The sequence below is a fragment of the Pseudonocardia sp. EV170527-09 genome, from assembly GCF_008369905.1.
Taxonomy (GTDB): domain Bacteria; phylum Actinomycetota; class Actinomycetes; order Mycobacteriales; family Pseudonocardiaceae; genus Pseudonocardia.
This window is the reverse complement of record NZ_VRMC01000020.1, coordinates 1-22,437: the sequence shown is the minus strand read 5'-3', so window position 1 is coordinate 22,437 and position 22,437 is coordinate 1. Positions and strand designations below refer to the sequence as shown.

25 protein-coding genes and 1 pseudogene are annotated in these 22,437 nt (G+C 75.0%); 11 read left to right on the top strand and 15 right to left on the bottom strand.

Annotated features, from left to right (window positions below; genetic code table 11):
• Nucleotides 1-38: 38 nt before the first annotated feature.
• Genes FVA95_RS08485 through FVA95_RS08470 form a run of 4 tightly spaced genes read right to left on the bottom strand, consistent with a single transcriptional unit; the run spans nt 39 to nt 3,316 of the window.
• Nucleotides 39-500 carry a thioesterase family protein gene (locus FVA95_RS08485; protein WP_020622745.1) on the bottom strand — a complete coding sequence of 154 codons (462 nt, stop codon included), beginning with the start codon at nt 498-500 and terminating at the stop codon, nt 39-41.
• Complete coding sequence (locus FVA95_RS08480; protein ID WP_240051354.1) at nt 497-1,513, bottom strand: 3-hydroxyacyl-CoA dehydrogenase NAD-binding domain-containing protein; 1,017 nt, start codon at nt 1,511-1,513, stop codon at nt 497-499. The genes FVA95_RS08485 and FVA95_RS08480 overlap by 4 nt, the downstream gene beginning before the upstream one ends.
• The gene (locus FVA95_RS08475; protein ID WP_149663703.1) at nt 1,506-2,399 is read right to left on the bottom strand and encodes a 3-keto-5-aminohexanoate cleavage protein; all 894 of its coding nucleotides are present in this window, start codon (nt 2,397-2,399) and stop codon (nt 1,506-1,508) included. The genes FVA95_RS08480 and FVA95_RS08475 overlap by 8 nt, the downstream gene beginning before the upstream one ends.
• A complete protein-coding gene (locus FVA95_RS08470) occupies nt 2,396-3,316 on the bottom strand; it encodes a TetR/AcrR family transcriptional regulator (protein WP_240051353.1) in 921 nt (306 codons plus the stop codon). The genes FVA95_RS08475 and FVA95_RS08470 overlap by 4 nt, the downstream gene beginning before the upstream one ends.
• 207 nt (nt 3,317-3,523) lie before the next feature.
• Between FVA95_RS08470 and FVA95_RS08465 the strand changes: the two genes are divergently transcribed.
• On the top strand, nt 3,524-5,005 hold the full coding sequence (locus tag FVA95_RS08465) for a mannitol dehydrogenase family protein (protein ID WP_149663702.1): 1,482 nt from the start codon (nt 3,524-3,526) through the stop codon (nt 5,003-5,005).
• Nucleotides 5,006-5,079: 74 nt separating this feature from the next.
• Nucleotides 5,080-5,625 carry a dihydrofolate reductase family protein gene (locus FVA95_RS08460; RefSeq protein ID WP_149663701.1) on the top strand — a complete coding sequence of 182 codons (546 nt, stop codon included), beginning with the start codon at nt 5,080-5,082 and terminating at the stop codon, nt 5,623-5,625.
• 13 nt (nt 5,626-5,638) lie between these two features.
• Here the strand turns inward: FVA95_RS08460 and FVA95_RS08455 are convergent, their stop codons facing one another.
• The 3 genes from FVA95_RS08455 to pgm form a co-directional block, all read right to left on the bottom strand.
• Entirely contained in the window at nt 5,639-6,250 is a 612-nt protein-coding gene (locus FVA95_RS08455) for a TetR/AcrR family transcriptional regulator (RefSeq protein WP_161992235.1), read from the bottom strand.
• A 159-nt stretch (nt 6,251-6,409) separates the two neighbouring features.
• Complete coding sequence (gene ppgK / locus FVA95_RS08450; protein ID WP_149663699.1) at nt 6,410-7,159, bottom strand: polyphosphate--glucose phosphotransferase; 750 nt, start codon at nt 7,157-7,159, stop codon at nt 6,410-6,412.
• Nucleotides 7,156-8,814 carry a phosphoglucomutase (alpha-D-glucose-1,6-bisphosphate-dependent) gene (pgm, locus tag FVA95_RS08445; protein WP_149663698.1) on the bottom strand — a complete coding sequence of 553 codons (1,659 nt, stop codon included), beginning with the start codon at nt 8,812-8,814 and terminating at the stop codon, nt 7,156-7,158. Before pgm ends, ppgK begins: the two co-directional genes overlap by 4 nt.
• 54 nt (nt 8,815-8,868) lie before the next feature.
• Between pgm and FVA95_RS08440 the strand changes: the two genes are divergently transcribed.
• Together FVA95_RS08440 and FVA95_RS32740 are read left to right on the top strand one after the other, a co-directional pair.
• Entirely contained in the window at nt 8,869-9,621 is a 753-nt protein-coding gene (locus tag FVA95_RS08440; protein ID WP_240051352.1) for a hypothetical protein, read from the top strand.
• Nucleotides 9,612-9,749 (top strand): hypothetical protein, encoded by a 138-nt coding sequence (locus tag FVA95_RS32740; RefSeq protein ID WP_240051351.1) that lies wholly within the window; start codon nt 9,612-9,614, stop codon nt 9,747-9,749. The genes FVA95_RS08440 and FVA95_RS32740 overlap by 10 nt, the downstream gene beginning before the upstream one ends.
• A 7-nt stretch (nt 9,750-9,756) precedes the next feature.
• On the opposite strand, the gene FVA95_RS08435 is transcribed toward FVA95_RS32740, so the two are convergent.
• Complete coding sequence (locus tag FVA95_RS08435; protein WP_240051350.1) at nt 9,757-10,836, bottom strand: AbrB family transcriptional regulator; 1,080 nt, start codon at nt 10,834-10,836, stop codon at nt 9,757-9,759.
• A gap of 144 nt (nt 10,837-10,980) precedes the next feature.
• Here FVA95_RS08435 and FVA95_RS08430 point away from each other — a divergent pair, with 144 nt between their 5' ends.
• Nucleotides 10,981-12,699 carry a class I adenylate-forming enzyme family protein gene (locus FVA95_RS08430; RefSeq protein ID WP_149663697.1) on the top strand — a complete coding sequence of 573 codons (1,719 nt, stop codon included), beginning with the start codon at nt 10,981-10,983 and terminating at the stop codon, nt 12,697-12,699.
• Nucleotides 12,700-13,004: 305 nt separating this feature from the next.
• Here the strand turns inward: FVA95_RS08430 and FVA95_RS33845 are convergent.
• The 4 genes and pseudogenes from FVA95_RS33845 to FVA95_RS08410 form a co-directional block, all read right to left on the bottom strand.
• A pseudogene (locus tag FVA95_RS33845) lies at nt 13,005-13,142 on the bottom strand (LLM class flavin-dependent oxidoreductase); the annotation flags it as partial.
• Nucleotides 13,143-13,250: 108 nt separating this feature from the next.
• Nucleotides 13,251-13,715, bottom strand: coding sequence for a nitroreductase/quinone reductase family protein (locus FVA95_RS08420; protein ID WP_205015801.1), 465 nt, complete (start codon nt 13,713-13,715; stop codon nt 13,251-13,253).
• Nucleotides 13,716-13,823: 108 nt separating this feature from the next.
• The gene (locus FVA95_RS08415) at nt 13,824-14,855 is read right to left on the bottom strand and encodes a hypothetical protein (protein WP_149663696.1); all 1,032 of its coding nucleotides are present in this window, start codon (nt 14,853-14,855) and stop codon (nt 13,824-13,826) included.
• A gap of 11 nt (nt 14,856-14,866) precedes the next feature.
• Nucleotides 14,867-15,352 carry a YbhB/YbcL family Raf kinase inhibitor-like protein gene (locus FVA95_RS08410; protein WP_240051349.1) on the bottom strand — a complete coding sequence of 162 codons (486 nt, stop codon included), beginning with the start codon at nt 15,350-15,352 and terminating at the stop codon, nt 14,867-14,869.
• On the opposite strand from FVA95_RS08410, the gene FVA95_RS08405 reads away from it, so the two are divergent.
• From FVA95_RS08405 to FVA95_RS08385, 6 genes are all read left to right on the top strand, one after another.
• Nucleotides 15,305-16,792, top strand: coding sequence for a Na+/H+ antiporter (locus FVA95_RS08405; RefSeq protein WP_149663695.1), 1,488 nt, complete (start codon nt 15,305-15,307; stop codon nt 16,790-16,792). The two genes, FVA95_RS08410 and FVA95_RS08405, sit on opposite strands and share 48 nt — an antisense overlap.
• A 38-nt stretch (nt 16,793-16,830) precedes the next feature.
• Nucleotides 16,831-17,445, top strand: coding sequence for a cytochrome P450 (locus FVA95_RS08400; protein WP_205015800.1), 615 nt, complete (start codon nt 16,831-16,833; stop codon nt 17,443-17,445).
• Nucleotides 17,391-17,645 (top strand): hypothetical protein, encoded by a 255-nt coding sequence (locus tag FVA95_RS31955; protein WP_205015799.1) that lies wholly within the window; start codon nt 17,391-17,393, stop codon nt 17,643-17,645. The genes FVA95_RS08400 and FVA95_RS31955 overlap by 55 nt, the downstream gene beginning before the upstream one ends.
• Before the next feature lie 64 nt (nt 17,646-17,709).
• On the top strand, nt 17,710-18,720 hold the full coding sequence (locus FVA95_RS08395) for an iron ABC transporter permease (protein ID WP_149663694.1): 1,011 nt from the start codon (nt 17,710-17,712) through the stop codon (nt 18,718-18,720).
• Nucleotides 18,717-19,484, top strand: coding sequence for an ABC transporter ATP-binding protein (locus FVA95_RS08390; protein WP_149663693.1), 768 nt, complete (start codon nt 18,717-18,719; stop codon nt 19,482-19,484). Before FVA95_RS08395 ends, FVA95_RS08390 begins: the two co-directional genes overlap by 4 nt.
• Nucleotides 19,481-20,581 (top strand): ABC transporter substrate-binding protein, encoded by a 1,101-nt coding sequence (locus FVA95_RS08385; RefSeq protein ID WP_240051348.1) that lies wholly within the window; start codon nt 19,481-19,483, stop codon nt 20,579-20,581. Before FVA95_RS08390 ends, FVA95_RS08385 begins: the two co-directional genes overlap by 4 nt.
• A 66-nt stretch (nt 20,582-20,647) precedes the next feature.
• On the opposite strand, the gene FVA95_RS08380 is transcribed toward FVA95_RS08385, so the two are convergent.
• The 3 genes from FVA95_RS08380 to FVA95_RS08370 form a co-directional block, all read right to left on the bottom strand.
• Nucleotides 20,648-21,409: an SDR family NAD(P)-dependent oxidoreductase gene (locus tag FVA95_RS08380; protein ID WP_149663692.1), complete on the bottom strand. Its 762-nt coding sequence runs from the start codon at nt 21,407-21,409 to the stop codon at nt 20,648-20,650.
• A gap of 19 nt (nt 21,410-21,428) precedes the next feature.
• On the bottom strand, nt 21,429-22,001 hold the full coding sequence (locus FVA95_RS08375; protein WP_255474623.1) for an ABC transporter substrate-binding protein: 573 nt from the start codon (nt 21,999-22,001) through the stop codon (nt 21,429-21,431).
• A gap of 44 nt (nt 22,002-22,045) precedes the next feature.
• On the bottom strand, nt 22,046-22,437 hold a 392-nt coding region (locus FVA95_RS08370; RefSeq protein ID WP_193564271.1), incomplete at its 5' end, for a transposase.

Sequence of the window (22,437 nt, the reverse complement as noted above, 5' to 3'; positions counted from 1 at the left end):
CGGGGAGGGCCCCGCAGGTGCGGGGCCGCGGTCGCGGGTCAGGTCGGGGGCCGGGTCACCTCCTGCACCGCACGTCCGGCGTGCTCGGGTACGGGGTCGCCGGTGACCAGCGCGTCGAGGTCGGCGGCGACGCCGTCCGGGAACGGCGCGGTGCCGCCCGGGCCGACGTGCAGACACATCAGCTCCTCGGTGGCACAGAGCCGGCCCGCGGTGCGCAGCTCGTGCCACAGCCGCAGCCGTTTCGCGTCGCGGCCGAGCACCCGGGTCGTGACCTCCAGCTCCGCGTCCGCACCGATCTCGCGCAGGTACCGCACGTGCGCCTCGACGGTGTAGAGCGAGCAGCCGGTCGTGTCCCGGTAGCCGGCGTCCATCCCGGTGTGCTCCATCAGCGCTGTCGTGGCGTCGCCGAACACCAGCACGTAGTAGGGCTCGGACAGGTGGCCGTTGTAGTCGATCCACTCGGGGCGGACGACGTCACGGTGCGCCGGCAGCGCGCTCACCGGGCGGTCTCCCCAGTGGTCTGCACCGTGGTCTGCCGGGCCGCGGCCACGGCCCGGCGGACCGCGATCACCGCCCGGTCGCGCTCGGCCACCAGCTCGGCCATCGGCCGCCCACCCGCGGAGACTTCGGCACCGGCGACCATGTCGTCGCGCAGCTCCCGGGTGAGCTCCGGGGCCTCCAGGCGCGTCCACGGCGCCTTCAGCGACGGTCCGAAGTGGTCCAGCATGTGCGCCATCCCGCCCCGGCCGCCGGCCAGGTGGAAGGTCAGGCAGGGCCCGTGCACCGGCCAGCGCAGCCCCGGGCCGTCGGTGATCGAGCGGTCGATCTCCTCGGGAGTGGCCTCGCCCGCGGCGACCATGTGCAGCGCCTCGCGCCAGATCGCCTCCTGCAGGCGGTTCGCGATGAAGCCGGGCAGCTCCCGTTCCATCTCGATCACCGACTTGCCGATGTGCCGGTAGAAGTCCGCGGCCCGCGACGCCGCCCAGGCCGCGGTCCGCTCCCCGCCGACGACCTCGACCAGCGGGATCAGGTAGGGCGGGTTGAACGGGTGCCCGACGACGAGCCGGTCCGGGTGCGCCGCGGTGGTCGCCATGTCGGTCATCGGGAACCCCGAGGTCGACGACGCCACCACCACGTCCGGACCGGCCGCCACGGCGGCGTCGGCCAGCTCGGCCAGCAGGTCACGCTTGAGCGTCAGGTCCTCCGGGGCGCTCTCCTGCACGAAGTCCGCGCCCGCGACGGCCTCGGCCGCGGTCGGGAACATCGTCAGCGCGGCCCGGTCGGCGCCCTCGGCCAGTCCCAGCTCGGTGAGCGCCGGCCAGGCGGCGTCGACCACGCGACGCAGTGTCTCCTCGGCGTCCGGGGCGGGGTCCCAGGCCCGGACCCGCAGTCCGCGGGCCAGGAAGTACGCCGCCCAGCCCGCGCCGATCACCCCGGCGCCGATGCAGGCGACGGTCCGGATCGCGGTGACGGGACGGAGGTCGGACACGGGCTCGGTCACGGGCTCAGACACCGGTGCGCTCCTTCAGGCCGAGGATCGCGCGGGCGCGGTCCGGCGTCGCGACGCTCGCGCCGAGGTTCTGCACGATCTCCACCGCGCGCTCGGTCAGCTGCTCGTTGGTCGCCTTCACCCCGCGGGAGAGGTAGAGGTTGTCCTCCAGCCCGACGCGGGCGTGCCCGCCGGCCAGCACCGACTGCGCCACCCACGGCAGCTGGTCGCGCCCGATCGCGAAGGACGCGAAGTTGGCGCCCTCGGGCAGCAGGTTCACCTCCGCCGCCAGCACACCCGGGTCGGCCGGGGCGCCGTAGGGGATGCCCATGCACAGCTGGAACAGCGACGGGGCGTCGATCAGCCCCTCCTCGACCAGGACGGTGGCGAACCACAGCTGCCCGGTGTCGAAGATCTCCAGCTCGGGCTTCACCCCGAGCTCCTGTACCCGCTTGGCCCCGGTGCGCAGCATGTCCGGGGTGGAGACGTAGAGCTGGTTGCCCTCCCCGAAGTTCAGCGAGCCGCAGTCCAGCGTGCAGATGTCGGGCAGCAGCTCCTCGACGTGCGGGAGCCGTTCCAGGGCGTTGACGAGGTCCGTGCCGTCGACCGGCTTGAGCGGGTCCTCGGCGTCGAGCACCAGGTCACCGCCCATGCCGGCGGTCAGGTTCAGCACGACGTCGACGCCCGAGTCCCGGATGCGGGTCACGGTCTCGCGGTAGAGCTCGACCGCCCGCGACGGGCTCCCGGTCTCCGGGTCGCGCACGTGGATGTGCACCACGGCGGCCCCCGCCCGGGCCGCGGCGATCGCGTCCGCGGCGATCGCGGCCGGGGTGACGGGCACGTGCGGGCTGCGGCCCACCGTGTCGCCTGCCCCGGTCACCGCGCAGGTGATGATGACGTCACGGTTCATCCGTTCTCCGTTCGTTCCGTGCCTGCCGGCGCCGCGAGCACGGCCCGGTCGATGAAGTCGTGCAGCAGCGCGCGCATCCGGTCGGTCCCGGCCCGCGGGGTCATCGCCAGCACCTGGATGCCGAGCCCGTCGATCAGCGCGGTGAGCTGGTCGGCCAGGGCCTCGGTGCGGCCGGACACGAACACCCCGGCCGCGGCACCCTCGGCGATCGTCATGGCGATGCTGCGGTACCAGCGGTCGTAGGCGTCCCAGTACAGCGCGCGCCGGGCCGGGTCGATCGCCGACTCCGCCCACACCTGGATCCAGATCGACCACTCGCGGCGCAGCAGGGCGCCGTCGGGGAGCTGCAGGTCGATCAGCCGCAGCAGCCGCTCGTGCGGGTGGGCGATCGTGTCGAGCTCGGCGACCTGGCGGTCGAAGGCGAGGCGCACGTTGTGTCGCAGCGCGGAGTCGAGCAGCTCCGAGCGGGTGGGGAAGTGGTAGTGGATCGCCGCCGGGCTGGTCCCCGCCGCCCGCGCGACGTCGGCGGTGCGGACCCGGTGGTAGCCGTGGTCGGCGATCAGCTCCCAGGCCGCGTCGAGGATCCGGCCACGGGTGCCGTGGGCCCCGCCGGGCTCGCGTCCGGTGTCGGGCTCGGCCGCGGCGGCGGCGGCCCCGGTGGGGACCGCGGTCCTGGCGCGGGCGCCGTCGCGGCCGTGCAGCAGCCGGGCCACGGTCTCGCCGGTGACCTCGGCGATGCGGACGAGTTCGTCGGCGGCGAAGCGGCGACGCCCGGCCAGGGACTTCGACAGCTTGGTCTCCTCCAGCCCGATCGCGGCCGCGAACCGGCGCTGGGTCCAGCCGTCGCGCTCCAGCAGGGCGCGCACCCGTCCGGCCACCGCGTCCTCGGCGGTCCGGGTGGCACGGGGGTCGGTCACCGGGCGACCGTAGGCCCTGACTTGCGATATGCGCAAGCACTGATCTCTGATCGTCGCAGCGTACGACGTTGTTTCGTGGGCGTTACCGGTTGCAGGACCAGTTCACGGGGCTTCTCGCGGAAGCGCTTGCGTGCGACGGTGCGAGCGGTAGGGTCGGCGTCTCACCCGACGGCGCCGTGGGGCGCGGGGGACGTGGCAAGGGGGACCATGCGTTCGCTGGACGAGACCGGGATCTGGGCCGACGGGATCGAGGGCGTGGAGGTCCCCGGCTACGACCGGGACGCCGTGGGGCGCGGGATCGTCCACATCGGCGTCGGTGGGTTCCACCGCGCGCACCTCGCGATGTACGTCGACGCGTTGCTCGCCTCCGGCGGGGCGTCGGAGTGGGGGATCTGCGGGGTCGGCGTGCTCGCCGCCGACGACCGGATGCGTGACGTGCTGGCCGCCCAGGACGGGCTGTACACGCTCGTGCTGAAGGAGGCCGACGGGACGCTGACGCCCCGGGTGGTCGGGTCGCTGGTCGACTACCTCTACGCCCCCGACGACCCCGAGGCCGTCATCGAGCGGATCGCCCACCCCGACACCCGGATCGTCTCGCTGACGATCACCGAGGGCGGCTACGCGATCGACCAGAAGACCGGCGAGTTCGACCCGGACTTCCCCGGCATCCGCGCCGACCTGGACGCGATGGCCGCCGGCTCCGCCCCGACCGGGGCGTTCGGGCTGGTCGTCGAGGCGCTGGCGCGTCGCCGGGAACGCGGCACCGGCCCGCTCACGATCATGAGCTGCGACAACATGCAGGGCAACGGCGACGTCGCCCGCCGCGTGTTCACCGGTGTCGCCCAGCTCCGCGACGCCGAGCTGGGCGCCTGGGTCGCGGAGTCGGTCACGTTCCCGAACTCGATGGTCGACCGGATCACCCCGGCCACCGCCGACACCGACCGCGAGGCACTCGCCGAGCGCTTCGGGCTGCGCGACGGCTGGCCGGTCGTGTGCGAGCCGTTCACCCAGTGGGTGCTCGAGGACCACTTCGCCGCGGGCCGCCCGGAGTTCGAGCGGGTCGGGGTCCAGCTCGTCGACGACGTCGTCCCCTACGAGTTCATGAAGCTGCGCCTGCTCAACGCCACCCACCAGGCGCTCGGCTACCTCGGCTACCTCGCCGGGCACCGCTACGTGCACGAGGTCGCGCAGGACCCGACGTTCGCGGCGTTCCTGCGGTCCTACATGGACGAGGAGGCCACCCCGACGCTGCGCCCGGTGCCCGGCATCGACCTCGACGCCTACAAGGACACCCTGCTGGAACGCTTCGCGAACCCGGGTGTCGCCGACACGCTGATGCGGATCAACTACGGCAGCTCCGACCGGATCTCGATCTTCCTGTTGCCGGTGGTGCGCGAGCAGCTGGCCGCGGGCGGGCCGGTCGCGCGGGCGGCGGCCGTCGTCGCCGGGTGGTGCCGCTACGCCGAGGGCACCGACGAGCAGGGCCGCGAGATCCCCCAGCAGGACCGTCTCGCCGAGGAGATGACCGCGCTGGCGCGCGCCGAACGGGACACCCCGGGGTCGTTCCTGTCCCATCGCGGGGTGTTCGGCGGCCTCGGCTCCGACGAGCGGTTCGCGGGCGCGTTCCGCCGCGCGCTGGAGTCGCTGTGGTCGCGCGGCGCGGCGTCCACCGTCGCGGACCTGGCCTGAGCCGAGCCGATGAGCTCGGGGCCGGGCCGCGGTCCCACCTCCGTCACCTCCGTACCGGACCCCGGGAGACCACGGTGGGCACCATCGACGTGCACGAGTTCATCAGCCTCGACGGGGTCGTGTCCGACCCGTCGTGGACGGCCGAGTACGGCTTCCCCGACGCGATGGGGGAGGCGATCGGCCGGCTGACCGACGCGGCGATCCTGCTCGGCCGCACCACCTACGAGATGTTCCACCCGGCCTGGTCGGCCCGCGGCCACGACGTCGAGTCCGGCGGGGCGTTCTTCAACGGCGCGCCCAAGCACGTCGTCACCTCGACCCTGGCCGACCCGCTGGAGTGGGAGAACTCCCGGGTGCTCGGCCCGTACGACCCGGCGCGGATCCAGCGGCTCAAGGACGCGACCGACGGCGGCGTCTACGTCTCCGGCAGCGTCACCCTGGTCCGTGCGCTGCTCACCGACGGCCTGGTCGACACGCTCAACCTGTTCGTCTACCCGGTGTCGCTCGGGACCGGGCTGCGGCTGTTCGCCGAGGGCGTCCGGGTGCCGTTGCGGCTGCGCGAGTCGGAGGCCTACGAGAACGGCGTGGTCCGACTGACCTACGGACCGCCGGTGGCCTGAGTGCGGGGCGCGTTCAGTCCGGCAGCGCCGCGAAGGACTCCCGGGCGGCCGCCAGCACGTCGCCGTAGACCTGGCGGGCCGCCGGGCCCTCCGGGTCGGCCAGCCAGCCGGCGACGGCGACCTGCATGACCGCCATCGCGGCGGCCGCGGCGAGCCGGTGGGCCGTCGTGGGGGTGTCGGTGCCCTCGCGCTCGGCGAGTGCGACGGCGACGGTCTGCTCCACGGTCCGTCCGACGTGGGCGATCCGTGGGCGCAGCTCGGGGTGGGTGCGCAGCAGCTCCATCTGTCCGTGCCAGGTCGGGCTGGTCGTCAGCGCCTCGGCGACCTCGGCGAGCACCGCCGTCGCGGCCCCGAGCGGGGACGACTCGGGCCGGGCGCGGACCTCGGTGGCGAGCTCGGCGAGGGAGGCGGCGTCCCAGTCGAACAGCACCGCGTCCTTCGACGGGAAGTGGTTGAAGAACGTGCGCGGCGCGACGTCGACGTCGGCGCAGATCTCCTCCACGGTGAACGCGTCCGGGCCCTGGGTGCGGGCGCGTTCCAGTGCCGCGGCGCGCAGCGCCTGGCGGGTCCGCACCTTCTTGCGCTCCCGCAGCCCGTGGCAGCGTGCCTCCTGGTCGGTCAGCATCTCGCCGATCATGCCCGTCCCGCCTCTCCCGCTGGTCCCGGCGCGCGGCTCGCACCCTCGACCCGAGCGGGGAGTGCAGTCGTGCAGTCACTGCAGTGTGCTCGCAGGATCGTGAGCACCGCAAACCACTGCACGACGGAATCCGGCACCGGACGAGGGTCAGCCGTGCGCCAGCAGCGCTGCCCCGATGATCCCGGCCTCGTTGAGCAGCCCGGCCGGGACGAGCTTCGTGCGGGTCCGCACGTAGGGCGACCACTTCTCGAACTTCTTGCTGACCCCGCCGCCGACGACGATCAGGTCCGGCCACAGCAGGTTCTCGACGTGGGTGAAGTAGCGCTGGAGCCGCCCGCCCCACTGCTCCCAGTCCAGGTCCTCGCGCTCGCGGGCGGAGTCGGCGGCGCGCGACTCGGCGTCGAACCCGTCGAGCTCCAGGTGCCCGAGCTCGGTGTTGGGCACCAGCTTCCCGTGGTTGACCAGCGCCGACCCGATGCCGGTCCCGAGGGTCACGACGAGCACCAGCCCGTGGTGGTGGTCGGCAGCCGCACCGAACTCGGCCTCGGCGACGCCCGCGGCGTCGGCGTCGTTGACCAGCACCGCGTTCCGGCCGGTGACCCGGCGCAGCACCGCGGCCGCGTCGCAGTCGACCCAGGCCGGGTCGACGTTGGCCGCGGTGCGGGTCACCCCGTGCGTGACGACCGCCGGGAACGTGCAGCCGAAGGAGTGACGCCAGTCGAACTCGTCGAGGATCTGCGTGACGGTCTCCGCGACCGCCTCCGGTGTCGACGGCTGCGGCGTCGGGATCCGCACCCGTTCCGCGGCCAGCCGGCCCTTGTGCAGGTCCACCGGGGCGCCCTTGATGCCGGAGCCGCCGATGTCGATGCCGAACCCGAGTGCGTGCTTGCTGCTCACGCGCCCGATCCTGCCAGGGCCGCCGAGACCACGCCGCGCGCCTCGTCCTGGATGCGTGCGAGGTGCTCCGGCCCGCGGAAGCTCTCGGCGTAGACCTTGTAGACGTCCTCGGTGCCCGAGGGGCGGGCGGCGAACCACCCGGTGCCGGTGAGGACCTTCAGCCCGCCGATCGCGGCGTCGTTGCCCGGGGCACGGGTGAGCTTCGCGGTGATCGCGTCCCCGGCGAGCTCGGTGGCGGTGATGGCGTCGGCGTCCAGCTTCGACAACGCCGCCTTGTCCTCCCGCGAGCAGGCGACGTCGGTGCGCGCGTAGGCGGGAGCGCCGAACCGCTCGGTCAGCCGGGCGTAGTGCTCGCTGGGGGTCGACCCGGTGACCGCGGTGATCTCCGAGGCGAGCAGGGCGAGCAGCAGGCCGTCCTTGTCGGTGCTCCACGGCGAGCCGTCCCGGCGCAGGAACGACGCGCCCGCGCTCTCCTCGCCGCCGAAGCCGATCTCCCCAGAGCGCAGGCCGGGCACGAACCACTTGAACCCGACGGGCACCTCGACGAGCGTCCGGCCGAGGTCACCGGCGACCCGGTCGATCATCGACGAGCTGACCGCGGTCTTGCCGATCCCGGCGGCCGCGGGCCAGCCGGGGCGGTGGGCGAACAGGTAGCCGATGGCGACGGCGAGGTAGTGGTTCGGGTTCATCAGGCCGCCGTCGGCGGTGACGATGCCGTGCCGGTCGGCGTCGGCGTCGTTGCCGGTGGCGATGGTGAAGGGAGCCGGATCGGACTCCATCCGGGCCCGCAGCGACGCCATCGCCCACGGCGAGCTGCAGTCCATCCGGATCTTCCCGTCCCAGTCCAGGGTCATGAACCCGAACGTCGGGTCGACGGCCGGGTTGACCACGGTGAGGTCCAGGCCCCAGCGTTGCGCGATCGCGCCCCAGTAGTCGACCGAGGCGCCGCCGAGCGGGTCGGCGCCGATGGTGACCCCGGCGTCGCGGACCGCGGCCATGTCGAGGACCTGGTCGAGCTGGTCGACGTAGGTGCCGAGGTAGTCGTAGCGGTGCGCGGCCGCGGCGTCGAACCGGGCGGCGCGGCGCACCTCCTTCAGGCCGTTCTCCAGCAGCTGGTTGGCCCGGTCGGCGATCCAGGTCGTCGCCTCGGTGCCCGCGGGGCCGCCGTCGGGTGGGTTGTACTTGAAGCCGCCGTCGGCGGGCGGGTTGTGCGAGGGCGTGACGACGACGCCGTCGGCCAGGTGCCGGCCGTCGCGCCCGGCGTTGGTGACCAGGATCGCGTGTGAGATCGCGGGGGTCGGGGTCAGCCCGTCCCGGGAGTCGACGACGACGTCGACGTCGTTGGCCGCGAACACCTCGGCCGCGGTGCGCCAGGCCGGCTCGGACAGCGCGTGGCTGTCGCGGCCGAGGAACAGCGGGCCGTCGGTGCCCTGGGCGGCCCGGTACTCGACGATCGCCTGGCTGGTGGCGGCTATGTGGTCGTCGTTGAAGGTCGCGGTGAACGCCGACCCGCGGTGCCCGGACGTGCCGAACGCGACCCGCTGCACGTCGACCGACGGGTCGGGGTGGGTCGAGGTGTACGCGGCCAGCAGCGCGTCGACGTCGACGAGGTCCTCGGGGCGGGCCGGGGTCCCGGCGCGCTCGTGCACGGTCATGCGGCGATCCTTCCCTCTCGTCGCGGCGCACGCCACCGCCTACCGTTGCGCGGTGTGCGGATCGCGTCGCTGCTCCCGGCCGGGACCGAGATCGCCGGGCGGCTCGGCCTGGCCGCCGACCTGGTCGGCGTCACCTTCGAGTGCGACGACCCGGCGGGGGTGCGGGACCGGGTGCCGGTGGTCGTGGACACCGCGCTGCCGCCCGCCGCGTCGCCGGGGGAGATCGACGCCGTCGTCCGCGAGCGGGCCGCGGCCGGGCTGCCGCTGTACGAGGTGGACCGTGCCCGCCTCGCCGCCGCCGACCCGGAGCTGATCCTCACCCAGGACCTGTGCGCGGTGTGCGCGCTGCCCGGCTCGACCGTCGCGCAGGTGCAGGTCGAGCTGGGTACCCGGGCCCGGGTGCTGTCGCTGGACCCGCACCGGCTGGCCGACGTGCTCGACGTGGTGACCGCGGTCGGCACCGCGGCCGGGGTGCCGGACCGGGCCGGCGAGCTGGTCGCGGGCCTGTCGGCGCGCCTGGACGCGGTGGCCGCCGCGGTGCAGGGCCGCCCGGCTCCGCGGGTGCTGGTGCTGGAGTGGACCGACCCGCCGTTCCTGCCGGGGCACTGGGTGCCCGACCTGGTCACCGCTGCGGGCGGGTCCCGGTGGCCGCCGCACCGGGTGGGCGCAGCACCGCGGTCGACCGGGCCGACCTGCCCCCGTGCGACGCCGTGCTGGTCGCGCCCTGCGGGTTCGGGCTCGACGACGCGCTCGCCCAGGCCCAGGCGGCGCTGCCGTGGCTGCCCGCCGGGGTCCCGGTGCACGTGATCGACTCGGCGTCCTACGTCGTGCGGGCCGGCCCGCGCCTGGTCGACGGGGTGGAGGCGGTCGCGGCCCTGCTGCACCCCGGTGCGGTTCCGGCGCCGCCGCCGGGACGGGTCGCGCGGGTCCGCTGATCGGGCCTCACTCCCCGGTGCCCTGGCCCAGCCGCCGCCCGACCATCCGCGCGGTCCACGGTGCGACGAGCAGCATCAGGATCACCCGCAGCACCTGCACCGCGACCACCGAGGTGACGTCCACCCCGGACGAGATCGCCGTCGCCAGCACCGCGTAGATCCCGCCCGGGGTGGTCGCGAGGTATCCCTCCAGCGGGGTCATGCCGGTGAGGGAGGACAGCAGCAGCCCCAGCAGGGCACACAGCGCGACGACGCCCAGGATCAGGACGGTCGCCAGCGGCAGCACCCGCGCGACGGTGCCGAGCGCGGCCCGGGTGAAGCGCAGCCCGGCCTGCCAGCCGATGACGGCGTAGGCGACGTCGACGATCGGGAGGGGCACCGACGCGTCGAAGGAGAACCCGGCCAGGCTGATCACCAGCGCCACCACCATCGGCCCGAGCAGTGCCCCTGCGGGGACCCGCGCGACCTTCCCCAGCGGGACGCCGACGCCCACGCACAATGCGGTCACCGCGAGCCCGACCCACCACGGCGCGCCGGGGCCCGTGCCCGCGGCGGCCGGGGCACCGGGGGAGGCGCCGTAGACGAACGCGGCGACCACCGGCATCGTCGCGGTGACCAGACCGACCCGCAGGTACTGGATGACGGCGACGGTGCGCTCGTCACCGCCGAGCTCGCGGCTGATCGCGACCAGACCGGACGCGCCGCCCGCGGTCTGCGCGAGCATCCCGGTGAGCGGGGTGACCCCGCGCTGCAGTCCCATCAGCAGCCCGGACCCCATGCTGACCAGCAGCGTCGCGAGGCTGATCAGCAGTACCGGCAGCCACTCGGCGGCCACCGTCGCCAGGGTGTCCGGTCGGGCGAGCAGGCCGATGACGACGCCGATGACCGCCTGGGCGGCCGACGTCGCCGGTCGGGCGACCCGGGTGGGGCCGAGCCCGGACAGCGCGAGCACGGTCGCGACCAGCAGCCCGGCGAACAGGGCGGGGGAGGGCACGTCGACCGTGGCGAGCCCGGCGGTCACCAGCACGGTGAGGGCGGCGAGCAACGGCCAGCGCCACCATCCGGACAGCGACGGGCGGGAGCTCACCGTGGGATCACGACCCGAGCCTAAATGGTACGGACGTACTGGGGTGTGGTGAGTCCGGACACGATCGTTGTCGTGAGCGAACGATCACGGCTTCCGTCGGAGCGGCCGCCGGGGTAGGACGGACGGGCACGAGGAGGTGCGCCGATGGGAGACACCCCGAGGAACGACACCGGAGCGGCGACGACGGGGCTCGGCCCGGTGATCGCGGCGCTGACCGCACCCGGCGGGGAGTTCGAGCTGGTCGACGCCGAGGTGCGCGGCGTCGCGATGCGGGTCTACCGGCGTGGCCCGCACACCCTGACCGACCTGTGGGCGGCCACGGCGGCCTGGCCGGAGCGCACCTTCACCGTGTACCAGGGCGAGCGGCGCACCTACGGCGAGCACCGGAGCCTGGTCGCCGACCTGGCCGGCGTGCTCACCGGGCGGTTCGGGCTGCGCCCCGGTGACCGGGTCGCCATCGCGATGCGCAACCTGCCGGAGTGGCCGGTGGTCTTCTTCGCCGCGCAGGTCGCGGGGCTGGTCGTCGTACCGCTGAACGCCTGGTGGAGCGCGCCCGAGCTGGCATGGGCGGTGGCCGACTCCGGTGCCCGGGTGGTCGTGGCCGATCCGGAGCGGTGTGCCGCCCTGTGCGGGCGCGGCACCGATGGCAGCGCTCGCGGCCTCGGGGTGCCCGTCGTGCGGGTCCGCGGTGGCGGCGCGCCCGCGCCCGGCCCGGTGGTCGAGTGGGAGGACCTCGGGCTGCGCACCGACGGTCCCGGTGACCCGGGCGGCCACAGCGCGCCCGGCCCCGACGACGACGCGACGATCCTCTACACCTCCGGCACCACCGGCCGCCCGAAGGGCGCGGTCGGTACCCACCGCAACCACGTGACGAACCTGCTCAACGTCGCGCTGACCGCCCGGGCGAGCGCGCTCGACGCCGGAACGGAACCGCCGTCGGGGCAGCAGGGGACGCTGCTGATGTACCCGATGTTCCACATCGCCGGGATCAACGGCCTCGTCGGCGCCGTGCTCGGCGGGGCGAAGCTCGCGACCCTGCACCGCTGGGACCCGGCCGCGGCGCGGGCGGTCGTCCGGTCCGAGCGGCTGACCCGCTCCAACGGTGTCCCGTCGACGACGGCGGAGCTGCTCGACGGCGCCGACCCCGCCGACCTCGCCTCGCTGCGGACGGTCGGCATGGGCGGGGCACCCGTGCCGCCGGAGCTCGTCGCCCGGATCGGACGCGACCTCGGCGCCGGTGCGGCGAACGGCTACGGCCTGACCGAGACGACCTCGGCGATCTGTGCCAACACCGGGCCCGAGTACCGGGCCCGCCCCGACTCGGTCGGCCGGCCCGCGCCGGGGGCCGAGCTGCGGGTCGTGGGCCCGTCCGGGGAGACGCTGGTCGACGGCGAGGTCGGCGAGCTGTGGTTCCGCGGCCCGAACGTGGTCCGCGGCTACTGGAACCGGCCCGACGCCGATGCCGAGGCGTTCGTCGACGGCTGCTTCCGCACCGGCGACCTGGGGCACGTGACCGACGGCTGGGTGTACGTCGTGGACCGGTGCAAGGACGTCGTGCTGCGCGGTGGGGAGAACGTGTACTCCGCGCAGGTGGAGGCGGCGATCCACACCGTCGACGGGGTGCTGGAGGTGGCCGTGCTCGGGGTGCCGCACCCGCGCCTGGGCGAGGAGGTCGCCGCGCTGGTCCGGGCCCGCCCCGGAGCGGCCCGCGACGACGACGCCGTCCGCGCCGCCGTCGCCGCGAGGGTGGGGGAGTTCGCCGCGCCCGCGCACGTGCGGTGGACCGACGAGCCGCTGCCCAGGACCGCGACGGGGAAGATCCGCAAACGGGAGCTGCGGGCGGGGCTCACCGCTCCGACGTGAGGCTCCTGCGGGCCGCCGACGCGGCGTCCAGCCGGGGGCGCGGGTCCGGGGCGCCGGCCGGCGGGACCAGGACGACGGTGTCCAGCCCGGCCGCGGCGTGGGTCGCGAGGATGGACTCGACCGCCCGCCGCCGCTCCGGGAGTGCGGGATCCTCCGGCAGCGTGACGTAGCCGATGCGCCGGAAGCCGTCCGCGGCGCCGCCCGGACCGCACGACCCGGTTGCCGACCTGGCCCATCCAGTCGAGCACGCCGTGCCCGAGGACCGGCAGGTACCGGCCGGGGAACAGCCGGGCGAGCGAGGCGATCTCCATGGCGACGACCGCCGGGTTCCGCAGCGGCACCGGGAACAGCCCGACGCCGACGGTCAGGGCCTCGGTGCGGGCCGGCGCGACGGCGGCGGTGGCGGTCCCGCCGTGCAGGAAGCAGTCCTCCCACAGCCACAGCTGGTCCAGCCCCGCGGTCTCGACGTCGCGGGCGGCACCCGGCAGCTCCTCGGGGGCAGCTCGGGCCGGAAGACGATGCCGATGTCCCTACGACCGTCCATGGGACGCTCAGGCCGGGTCGATGCGGAACACCGGGCAGATGCCGGTCAGCGCACCGAGTGCCTCGGGCGTCGGCTCGGTGACGAGCCCGTTCTCCATCATGATCGCGACGCCGTCCGGGGTGACCTCGGGCCACGCCTCGAGCACCGGACGCGCCTGCTCGGGCGGCACCTCCACCAGCACGACGGGCTCCGGCTCGGCGTCGTGCCCGGTGCTCAGCGTGGCGTGCCCGCCCGCGGCCCGGACGTTGACGATCCAGTCCGCGCCCGGGAACCCGCCGACGACGAACCGCTCCCCGTCGGTCGCGTAGACCGTCAGCGGGGTGTGCCGCGGCCTGCCGCTGCGCCGGCCGGGGACGGTCAGGACGGGCAGCTCGAACGGAAGGTCGCCGCGGTCACGCCGGGCGAGCAGGTCGTCGTTGTGGTCCTTGATCTGCTGGGGGGCACGGATGTGACGGCGGGGATCGTCGGACACGGGAGCTCCTCGTTGTCGGATCCGGGCCAGGATGCCACGGGTCCGCGGCCGGGCCGCGGCACCGCTCGCCGCCGTGCCCGGTGGCGGCCGGGGAGGGATGCGTCCTCCTCAGTCCGACCGCAGCCCGTCCAGGATCTCCTCGGCGCGGGCCAGGTCCTCCCCGGCCCGGTCGGCCCGGGCCGCCGCGTCCCGGGCGGCGCGCTCGGCCTCGTCCCGGGCGCGGTCGGCGTCCTCGGCGGCGGACCGGGCTCGGGTCAGCTCGGCGGTCAGCAGCGCCACGCGGCGGTGCGCGTCGTCGCGGCGCCCCGAGGCCAGCGCGGCGCGGTCGCGGGTGTCCTCGCGTTGCCGGTCGGCGTCGTGGGCGGCCAGCCGGGCGGTCTCGACGGCCTTCTCGGCCTCGGCGACCGCCCGTGCGTGCCGTTGCGCCGCGCGCCGCTCCTGCTCCTCGGCGGCCCTGCGCTCGGCCTCCCGGCGCCGGGCCTCGCGCCGGCGCCGGGACAGCTCCCCGTCGCCGTCCGGCCGGGTGGGGCCGGTGTCCGGGGGAGCCCCGGTGCCGGGTGCGGGCTCGGCGTCGCGGTCCGTCGAGGTGGGCGGTGACGAGGTGGGCGGTGGCGAGGTGGGCGGTGGCGAGGTCCGCGGCGCCGGTGGCCCGGAGTCCGGCTCCGCGAGCGGGCCGAAGCCGCTGTGTCGCTCGTAGCGCTCCAGCCGTCCCGACCGCACGCGGTCGGCCAGCTCCGGGTCGGCCAGCGCCGACTCCAGGATCCACCGCACGTCGCGTTCCAGGCCGGGGTCCACCCGGGCCCCCGCGGCGCGGCCGAGGGCCGCGGCCCGCCGGGCCAGCGCACCGACCAGCCGGGTGCGCTGGGCGGACACCTGCCGCAGGGCCGCACCGTCGAGCGAGCGCTGGGCGTCGGCGAGCACCGGGGCGAGCGCCAGGAGCCCCTCGACCTCGTCGCGGGCGTCGTCGACCAGCAGGTTCGCCAGCCACGCGGCCCGGGTCGGCCGCCGGGCGGCGGCGATCCTCCGGGCGGCGTCGGTGTCGGTCTCGGCGCGGGCCCGGGCGACGGCGGCGGCGCGCGCGGCGACGAAGTCCGCCGGCGGGACCCGGTAGAGCAGGTCCAGCTCCGCGTCCGCGTCCACGCCGGCGGGCCTCAGCTCAGGTTCGCGTGCGTCCCGACCAGGACGGCACGGCCGACGGTGTGGCTGAACAGGGTGAAGGCGAGGAACGTGGGCGTCGCGGTGGCGGGCACGTCCAGCGTGGGCACGTCGACGGCGTGCACCACGAAGAAGTACCGGTGCGGGCCGTGCCCGGGCGGCGGGGCGGCGCCCAGGTAGCGGGCCAGGCTCGCGTCGTTGCGCAGCTGGACCGCGCCCTCGGGGAGGCCGGAGCCGGTGTCGTCACCGGCGCCGGACGGCAGCGAGGTCACCGACGCCGGCAGGTCGAACACCGCCCAGTGCCAGAACCCGGCGACGGTCGGGGCGTCCGGGTCGTAGCAGGTCACGGCGTAGGACTGCGTGCCCTCCGGCGCGCCGGACCAGGACAGCTGCGGTGAGACGTCCTCGCCGCCCGCGCCGAAGATCCCGGACAGCTGGGGGGTGGCGAGCGCGGTGCCGTCGGTCAGGTCGGTGCTGGTCACCCCGAGCTCATCCTGCCGCTGTTCCTGCCGCCACTGCTGTTCGCCACCGCGCAGCGCACGTCGTGGGCGGTGTTCCGGGCCCGGTGGCGGTCCATTGCGCTGCTGGCCGTCGCGCTGGTGCTGGTCACCGCGACGGTCGTGGCGGGCACGGTGTGGCTGCTGGTCCCGGGGATCGCGGTGACCGCGGCGATCGCCCTGGGCGCGATGGTGGCCCCGCCGGACCCGGTGGCGGTCGAGGCCGTCGCCGGGCAGGTCCCGATCCCGCGCCGGGTGGTGGCCGTGCTGCAGAGCGAGGGGCTGTTCAACGACGCGACAGCGCTGGTCGTGTTCCAGGCCGCGGTGCTCGCCACCGTCTCCGGCGGCGAGCTGAGCCCGCTGGGACTGGGGCTGCGGTTCGTCCTCGGCGCGGCCGGGGCGGTGCTCATCGGTCTCGGGGTCGCCTGGCTGGCCCGACGGGTGCTCGGCCGGGTCACCGACGCCACCGGACGCAGCGCGCTCACCCTGGTCCTGCCCTTCGCCACCTACCTGGCGGCCGAGGAGCTCGGCGCGTCCGGGGTCATCGCGGTCGTCGTGCTGGCGTTGCAGCTGCGCGCCGGGGCGGACGCCGACGAGGCGGCCGAGCGGCTCACCCAGTCCTCGCTGTGGAACGTCGTCGAGCTGCTGGTGACCGGGCTCGCGTTCGGCCTGATCGGGCTCGACCTGCGCCTGGTCGTGCTCGCCGCGGGTGACGAGCTGCCGACGATGCTCGCGCACGCGGCGGTCGTGTGCGTGGTCGTCGTCGCGGTGCGGGTGCTCTGGATGGTCGTCGCCTGGCGGGTGCTGGCCCGCGACGCCGACGGGGCCGCCGCGGCCGGCGCCGCCCCGCTCACCGGACGCGAGGCCGTGCTCCTGTCCTGGTGCGGCATGCGGGGCCTCGCGACGCTCGCCCTCGCGCTGTCGCTGCCGCTGCAGACCGCGTCCGGGGCGCCGTTCCCCGCCCGCGACGAGCTCGTCCTCATCGCGGTGTCGGTGCTGTTCGTGACGCTGCTCGTGCCCGGCTTCACCCTGGGCATGCTGGTCCGCGCCCTCGACATCGACGACGAGGCCGACGCCGAGGAGCGGGCCGAACGCGAGATCGTGCTGCGGGCGCGCCGGGCCGCCGTCGCCACCCTGGAGTTCGAACGCACGGTCCGCGGCCTGCCCGAGGAGGTCGGCACTGCCATGCGGGAGCGCGTGGAACGGCTGGAGCGGGTGCTGTCGGGGGAGACGCCCTCGGAGGAGGAACGGTCCCGGATCGCGGCGGTGAAGAAGGCCCGCCGGGCGTTCGCCGAGGCGCAGGCGTCGGCGCTGGCCGCCGCCCGGACCGAGGTGCTGGCCGCGCGGCGCGAACCCGGTGTCGACCCGCACGCCGTCGACCGGGTGCTGCGCCGCCTCGACCTGCGCACGGTGTTGCTCGACTGAGGACCGCAGGTGTCCGCGTCCGCGGGCACGCTCGAGCCATGACGTGCCCGTTCACCGCCCGCACCCGCTCGCTGTCCGAACCGGACCCCGCGCCGGCCGGAGGTCCGGTCGTGCCCACGACGCTCCCCGGCGGGCCCGCCGTGTGGGTGGTCACCGAGGAGGCGCTCGCCCGCCGGGTGCTCACCGACCCGCGGTTCGCCGAGGACCCCGCGCTCGCCCCGCCCGGCGTCACCGACCTCGAACCCCCGGCCTCCGAGCGGCTGTCGCTCACCACCGCCGACGGTGCCGGGCACGCCCGGCTGCGCCGCGCGCACGCCCCGCTGCTGTCGGCCCGCGCGCTCGCTCCGTACGCCGGACGGATCCGGTCCCTCGCCGCTGGCCTGCTCGACGGCCTCGGCCCCGGCGAGGTCGACCTCACCGAGGACGTCACCATCCGGTACCCGCTGGCCGTCGTGCTCGAGGTCGTCGGTGCCCCGGCGGGGCTCCTCGACGACGCCGTCGCCGCCTGCCGCGCGATGTGGAGCGCCGACCCGGCCGTGGCCGGTGCCGCGTTCGGACCGTCGACCTCGCCGGACGGGCGCTGCCCGCCGGGGCTCCGGTGCTCGTCGACATCCGGGGGATCGACGCCCGCCCGACCCACGGGCATCCGCTGACGTTCGGGCACGGCCCGCACTTCTGCGCCGGTGCGCACCTGGCCCGGCTGGAGCTGCGCACGATGCTGGAGGTGCTCCGCGACGACTTCCCCGACGCCCGGCTCACCGTTCCGGCCACCGGCCTCGTCGAGGTGCACCCGGGCGGGTCCGGCGGACCGCGGCTCGCCGCGTTACGGGTGCACCTGCGTCCCACCCGGTGATCTTCCCCGCAGCCAGCGAGCTGCCGCCACATGATGAACTGTGCAGGTGTGGGAACGACGGTCGGTGCGCTCCGCGACGGTGACGGTGGCCCTGGCCACGCTGCTGGCGGTCGCACTCCTGGGCTCGCTCGCCTTCGGCGCCGAGGTCCTCCCGGTCACGAAGGTCGTCGACGCGGTGCTGCAGGACCGCCCCGGCCCTGTCTCGACGATCGTCTGGGACCTGCGGATGCCCCGCTCGCTGCTCGCCGCGATCGTCGGTGCGGGCCTCGCGCTCGCCGGCACCGGGGTGCAGACGCTGGTGCGCAACCCGCTCGCCGACCCCTACCTGCTCGGGGTGTCCTCCGGCGCGAGCGTCGGAGCCACGGCCGTCATCACCACCGGGGTGCTGGGTGCGCTCGGCACCTGGGCGCTGTTCACCGGGGCGCTGCTCGGCGCCCTCGTGGCCGGGGCGCTGGTCGGGGCAATCGCCGTCGCGCAGGGCGGGATCACCCCGATCCGGCTGATCCTCACCGGCACCGTGCTCGGCTCGGCGTTCTCGGCGACGGCGAGCTTCCTCGTGTTCCGCGCCGGCGACCCGGCCGCCGCCCAGTCCGTGCTGTTCTGGCTGCTGGGGAGCCTGTCCGGGGCACAGTGGGACCGGGTCGCGGTGCCCGCGGTGACCGTCGGGCTGCTGCTCGTCCTGTTCCTGGCCTCCAGCGGCTGGCTCGACGCACTGAACGCCGGGCCCGACACCGCGGCGGCGCTCGGTGTGCCGGTCACCGCCGCCCGGGCGGCGCTGTTCGCGGTCTGCGCGATCGCGGTCGGGGTGCTGGTCGCGGTCTCGGGCGCGGTGGGCTTCGTCGGCCTGGTCGTGCCGCACCTGGCCCGGCTGCTCGTCGGCTCCCGGCACCGGGTGCTGGTCCCGGTGTCCGCGCTGGCCGGGGCGCTGTTCCTGGTCGTCGTCGACGTCGCCGCCCGGATCGCGGTGCGGCCCACCGAGATGCCGCTGAGCGTGGTCACCGGGCTGATCGGCGCCCCGGTGTTCCTGGTCCTGATGGGGCGCCGCCGCTACCGGACCGCCGGGAGCACGGCATGAGCCTGCGTGCCGAGACCCTCACCTGCGTGCTCGGCGGGCGCACCGTGCTGGCCGGGGTCGACCTCGCGGTCGAGCCCGGCGAGGTGCTCGGCGTCGTCGGGCCCAACGGCAGCGGCAAGTCCACCCTGCTGCGCGCCCTCGCCGGGATCCGCAGACCCGCCGCGGGCCGCGTGCTGCTCGACGGCACCCCGCTGACCGCGCTGCGGGCCCGGCAGCGGGCCCGGCGGATCGCCTTCGTCGGCCAGGAGGAGGACCTCCCCGCGGACCTGTGCGTCGGGGAGGTCGTCGCGCTCGGCCTGGTCCCGCACCGGCCGCCGTGGTCCGGCGGCGACGCGGCCGAGCGGGCTGCGGTCACCGCCGCGCTGGCCGCGGTCCACCTCGACGGCCTCGCCGACCGGCCGGTCGACCGGCTCTCCGGCGGCGAACGGCGCCGGGTGCTGCTCGCCCGCGGCCTCGCCCAGGACGCCGGTGTCCTGCTGCTCGACGAGCCCACCAACCACCTCGACGTCCGGCACGCGCTGGGTCTGCTGGAGCTCGTGCGCTCCCTCGGCCGGACCGTCGTGGTGAGCCTGCACGACCTCGACCTCGCGGACCGCTGGTGCGACCGCCTCGTCGTGCTGCACGACGGCCGGGCCCTCCCTGCCGTGCCCGACCTCGACCCCGACACCGTCTCACGGGTCTTCGGGGTCGCCGCCGCCCGCGTCACGCACCCAGTGACCGGGCGGTCCCGCCTCCTGCTCGACCTACCCGGGGAGACTCCGTGACCCGCCTACCGACCCGCCCACCGACCCTTCTGCCGGCCCGCCCGCGAACCCGTCCACTGCGCCTGTCCGCCGTCCTCGCCGCGGGGGTGGTCACCCTCGCCGCCTGCTCTGCCCCGGCCCCGGCACCGCCCGCCGCCGATGCCCCCGCCGGCACGGTCACCGTGACCAACTGCGGGGCCCCGGCGTCGTTCCCGTCCCCGGCGCAGCGCATGTTCGTCAACGACGGCAACATGATCTCGATGGTCCTGGCGCTCGGCGCCCAGGACCGGGTCACCGCGGTGTCGAGCATGCAGCGCGACGCCGAGACGCTGCGCCGCCACTACGGCGCCGCCGTCGACGGCCTGGCCCAGGCGGCACCGCAGTACCCGACCCTGGAGACGGTCCTGGCCCGTGACCCCGACGTGATGGTCGCCGGCTGGAACTACGGCTACAGCGAGGAGAAGAACCTCACCCCGGCCCGGCTGCGCGAGCAGGGCATCGCCCCGTACGTGCTGACCGAGTCCTGCCGCCAGACCGACGGGCAGCGCGCCCGCGGCATCGTCGACCCCTGGACGGCGCTGCGCGACGACCTGCACAACCTCGGCACGATCACCGGGCACACCACCGACGCCGACCGCGTCGTCGCCGACCTCGACAACCGGCTCGCCGCGCTGGGGAGGGCACCGAAGGCCGCGACCCCGCCGACGGTGTTCCTGTTCGACAGCGGCACCGAGTCGCCGTACTCCAGCGGCCGCTTCGGCGCCCCGCAGGCGATCATGGAAGCGGCCGGGGCGCGCAACGCGCTGTCCGATGTCGACGACACCTGGACCCAGGTCTCCTGGGAGCGGGTCGCGACGGCGCAGCCCGCCGCGTTCCTGTTCGTCGACTACCCGCCACAGACCTTCGCCGAGAAGGTCGCGGTGCTCAAGAGCCGCCCCGACACCCGCGACCTGCCCGCGGTCCGGGAGAACCGGTTCCTGAACCTGCCCTACGCCCTGTGGACCTCGGGCCCGCTCAACGTCGACGCCGCCGAGCAGGTCCGGGCGGCGCTGGAGCGCTGGAACCTGGTGCCCGCCTCCGGCCTGACCCCGACGTCCGACGACGTGCCCCGCAACTGAGTGCGCAGGTCCCGGGGGTGCCGCGCGGCACCCCCGGGACCTCCGATCCCGGCCGGTCGGGTCGGGTCAGGTGATCGTCATGCCGCCGTCGACGGCCCAGGTCTGACCGGTGACGTAGCCACCGGCCGCCGAGGCGAGGAACAGCACGGCCGCCGTCAGCTCCTCCGGGTCGCCCTTGCGGCCCACCGGGATCCGCTCGGCCATCCGCTCCAGGTACCCGTCCGGGTACTGCTCGGTCATCTCCGAGGCGAAGAAGCCGGGCGCGACCGCGTTGACCCGGATCCCGCGCCGCCCGGTCCACTGCTGGGCCAGGTCGCGGGTCAGGCCGACGATCGCCGCCTTGGACGCGGAGTAGGCCGCCTGTGGCAGCGACGCCGTGGTCAGACCCAGGATCGAGGAGATGTTGACGATGCTCGACCCCGGCGACATGTGCGCCGCGCAGGCCTGGGCCATCCAGTAGGAGCCGTTGAGGTTCACGTCGATGACCGAGGTGAACTGGTCGGGTGTCTCCTTCAGGGCCGGGACGGCGGTGCCGATCCCGGCGTTGTTCACCAGCACGTCGAGCCGACCGAACTCGTCGACGGCGGCCTGCGCCAGCGCCCGGCAGTCCTCGGGCTTCGCCACGTCGGTGGCGACGGCGACCGCGCGCCTGCCCGTCGCCTCGACCAGCGCCACCGTGTCGGCCAGCTTGTCGACCCGTCGCGCGCCCAGGACGAGGTCCGCACCGGCCTCGGCGAGACCCTGCGCGAAGGCCACACCGAGGCCGGACGACGCACCGGTGACGACGGCGACCCGGCCGTCCAGTCGGAACCGCTCCATCACAGTCACGCAGGGACCCTAACCCGGATCAGTCGCGGAGCTTCTCGGCGAGCTGGGGGACGAGCCGCTCCAGGGCGAACGGGGCCGAGAGCACGCTGTTGTAGGTCATCGCGCCCCGGGTGTCGGCGTCGGGCACGACCATGTCGCCGCGGGCGACGACCGGGACCTGGCGCAGGACCGGGTCGGAGTCGACCTGCTGCTTCGCGGCGCCCTCGTCGGCCAGCATCACCAGCACGTCGCCGTCGAGCAGGCCGGACTGCTCGGAGGAGACCTCGACATAGAAGCTCTTCCGGTCGTCGCGCTCGGCGATCGCCGGCGGCTGCACGAAGCCGAGGCCGGTCATGAACTGCCCGCGTGCGTCGGCGGCGGTGAAGGCGCCGTACTTGCCGTCGAAGGGCAGCACCGTGGCGCCGACCTTGCCGCGGAACTCCGGGTGCGCGGCGACGGCGTCGGAGAACGCGGCGTCGGCGGTGCGGATCAGCTCCTCGCCGCGCGCGGTCTCACCCAGCGCGGTGGCGACGGCGCGCATCTGGTCGGTGCGGCTCACCCCGAACGCGATCGTGCCGGCGGGCCGCGCGACGACCGGCGCGATCGCGGTCAGCTGGTCGTGGGTCTGTAACGAGAACGGTGGTTCCGGCGATGTTGTCAGTAGTGCTCGGCGCCCGGCCAGCGGTCACCGAAAGTGATGGCGAAGGCGTTGAGGACTGGCTTCCAGCGCATCATCCATCGGGTGTGGCCTCGTCCGGTCGGGTCGAGGCTGCGGGTGACAAGGTACAGACATTTCATCGCGGCCTGCTCGCTGGGGAAATGCCCTCGCGCTCGGACCGCTCGCCGGTAGCGGGCGTTCAACGATTCGATCGCGTTCGTCGTACAGATCACCCTCCGGACCTCGATGTCGTAGTCGAGGAACGGCACGAACTCGGTCCAGGCGTTACGCCACAAACGTATCATCGCCGGATAGGCTCGCCCCCACTCGTCATCGAGATCATCCAGCGCGGCTGCAGCGGCATCGGCGGTGGACGCGGTGTAAATAGCTC

Excerpts from the sequence above, each read along its gene's own strand:
- FVA95_RS08475 (WP_149663703.1), bottom strand. The coding sequence starts at position 2,399 with ATGAACCGTGACGTCATCATCACCTGCGCGGTGACCGGGGCAGGCGAC.
- FVA95_RS08465 (WP_149663702.1), top strand. The coding sequence starts at position 3,524 with ATGCGTTCGCTGGACGAGACCGGGATCTGGGCCGACGGGATCGAGGGC.
- FVA95_RS08455 (WP_161992235.1), bottom strand. The coding sequence starts at position 6,250 with ATGCTGACCGACCAGGAGGCACGCTGCCACGGGCTGCGGGAGCGCAAG.
- pgm (WP_149663698.1), bottom strand. The coding sequence starts at position 8,814 with ATGACCGTGCACGAGCGCGCCGGGACCCCGGCCCGCCCCGAGGACCTC.
- FVA95_RS08430 (WP_149663697.1), top strand. The coding sequence starts at position 10,981 with ATGGGAGACACCCCGAGGAACGACACCGGAGCGGCGACGACGGGGCTC.
- FVA95_RS08400 (WP_205015800.1), top strand. The coding sequence starts at position 16,831 with ATGACGTGCCCGTTCACCGCCCGCACCCGCTCGCTGTCCGAACCGGAC.
- FVA95_RS08390 (WP_149663693.1), top strand. The coding sequence starts at position 18,717 with ATGAGCCTGCGTGCCGAGACCCTCACCTGCGTGCTCGGCGGGCGCACC.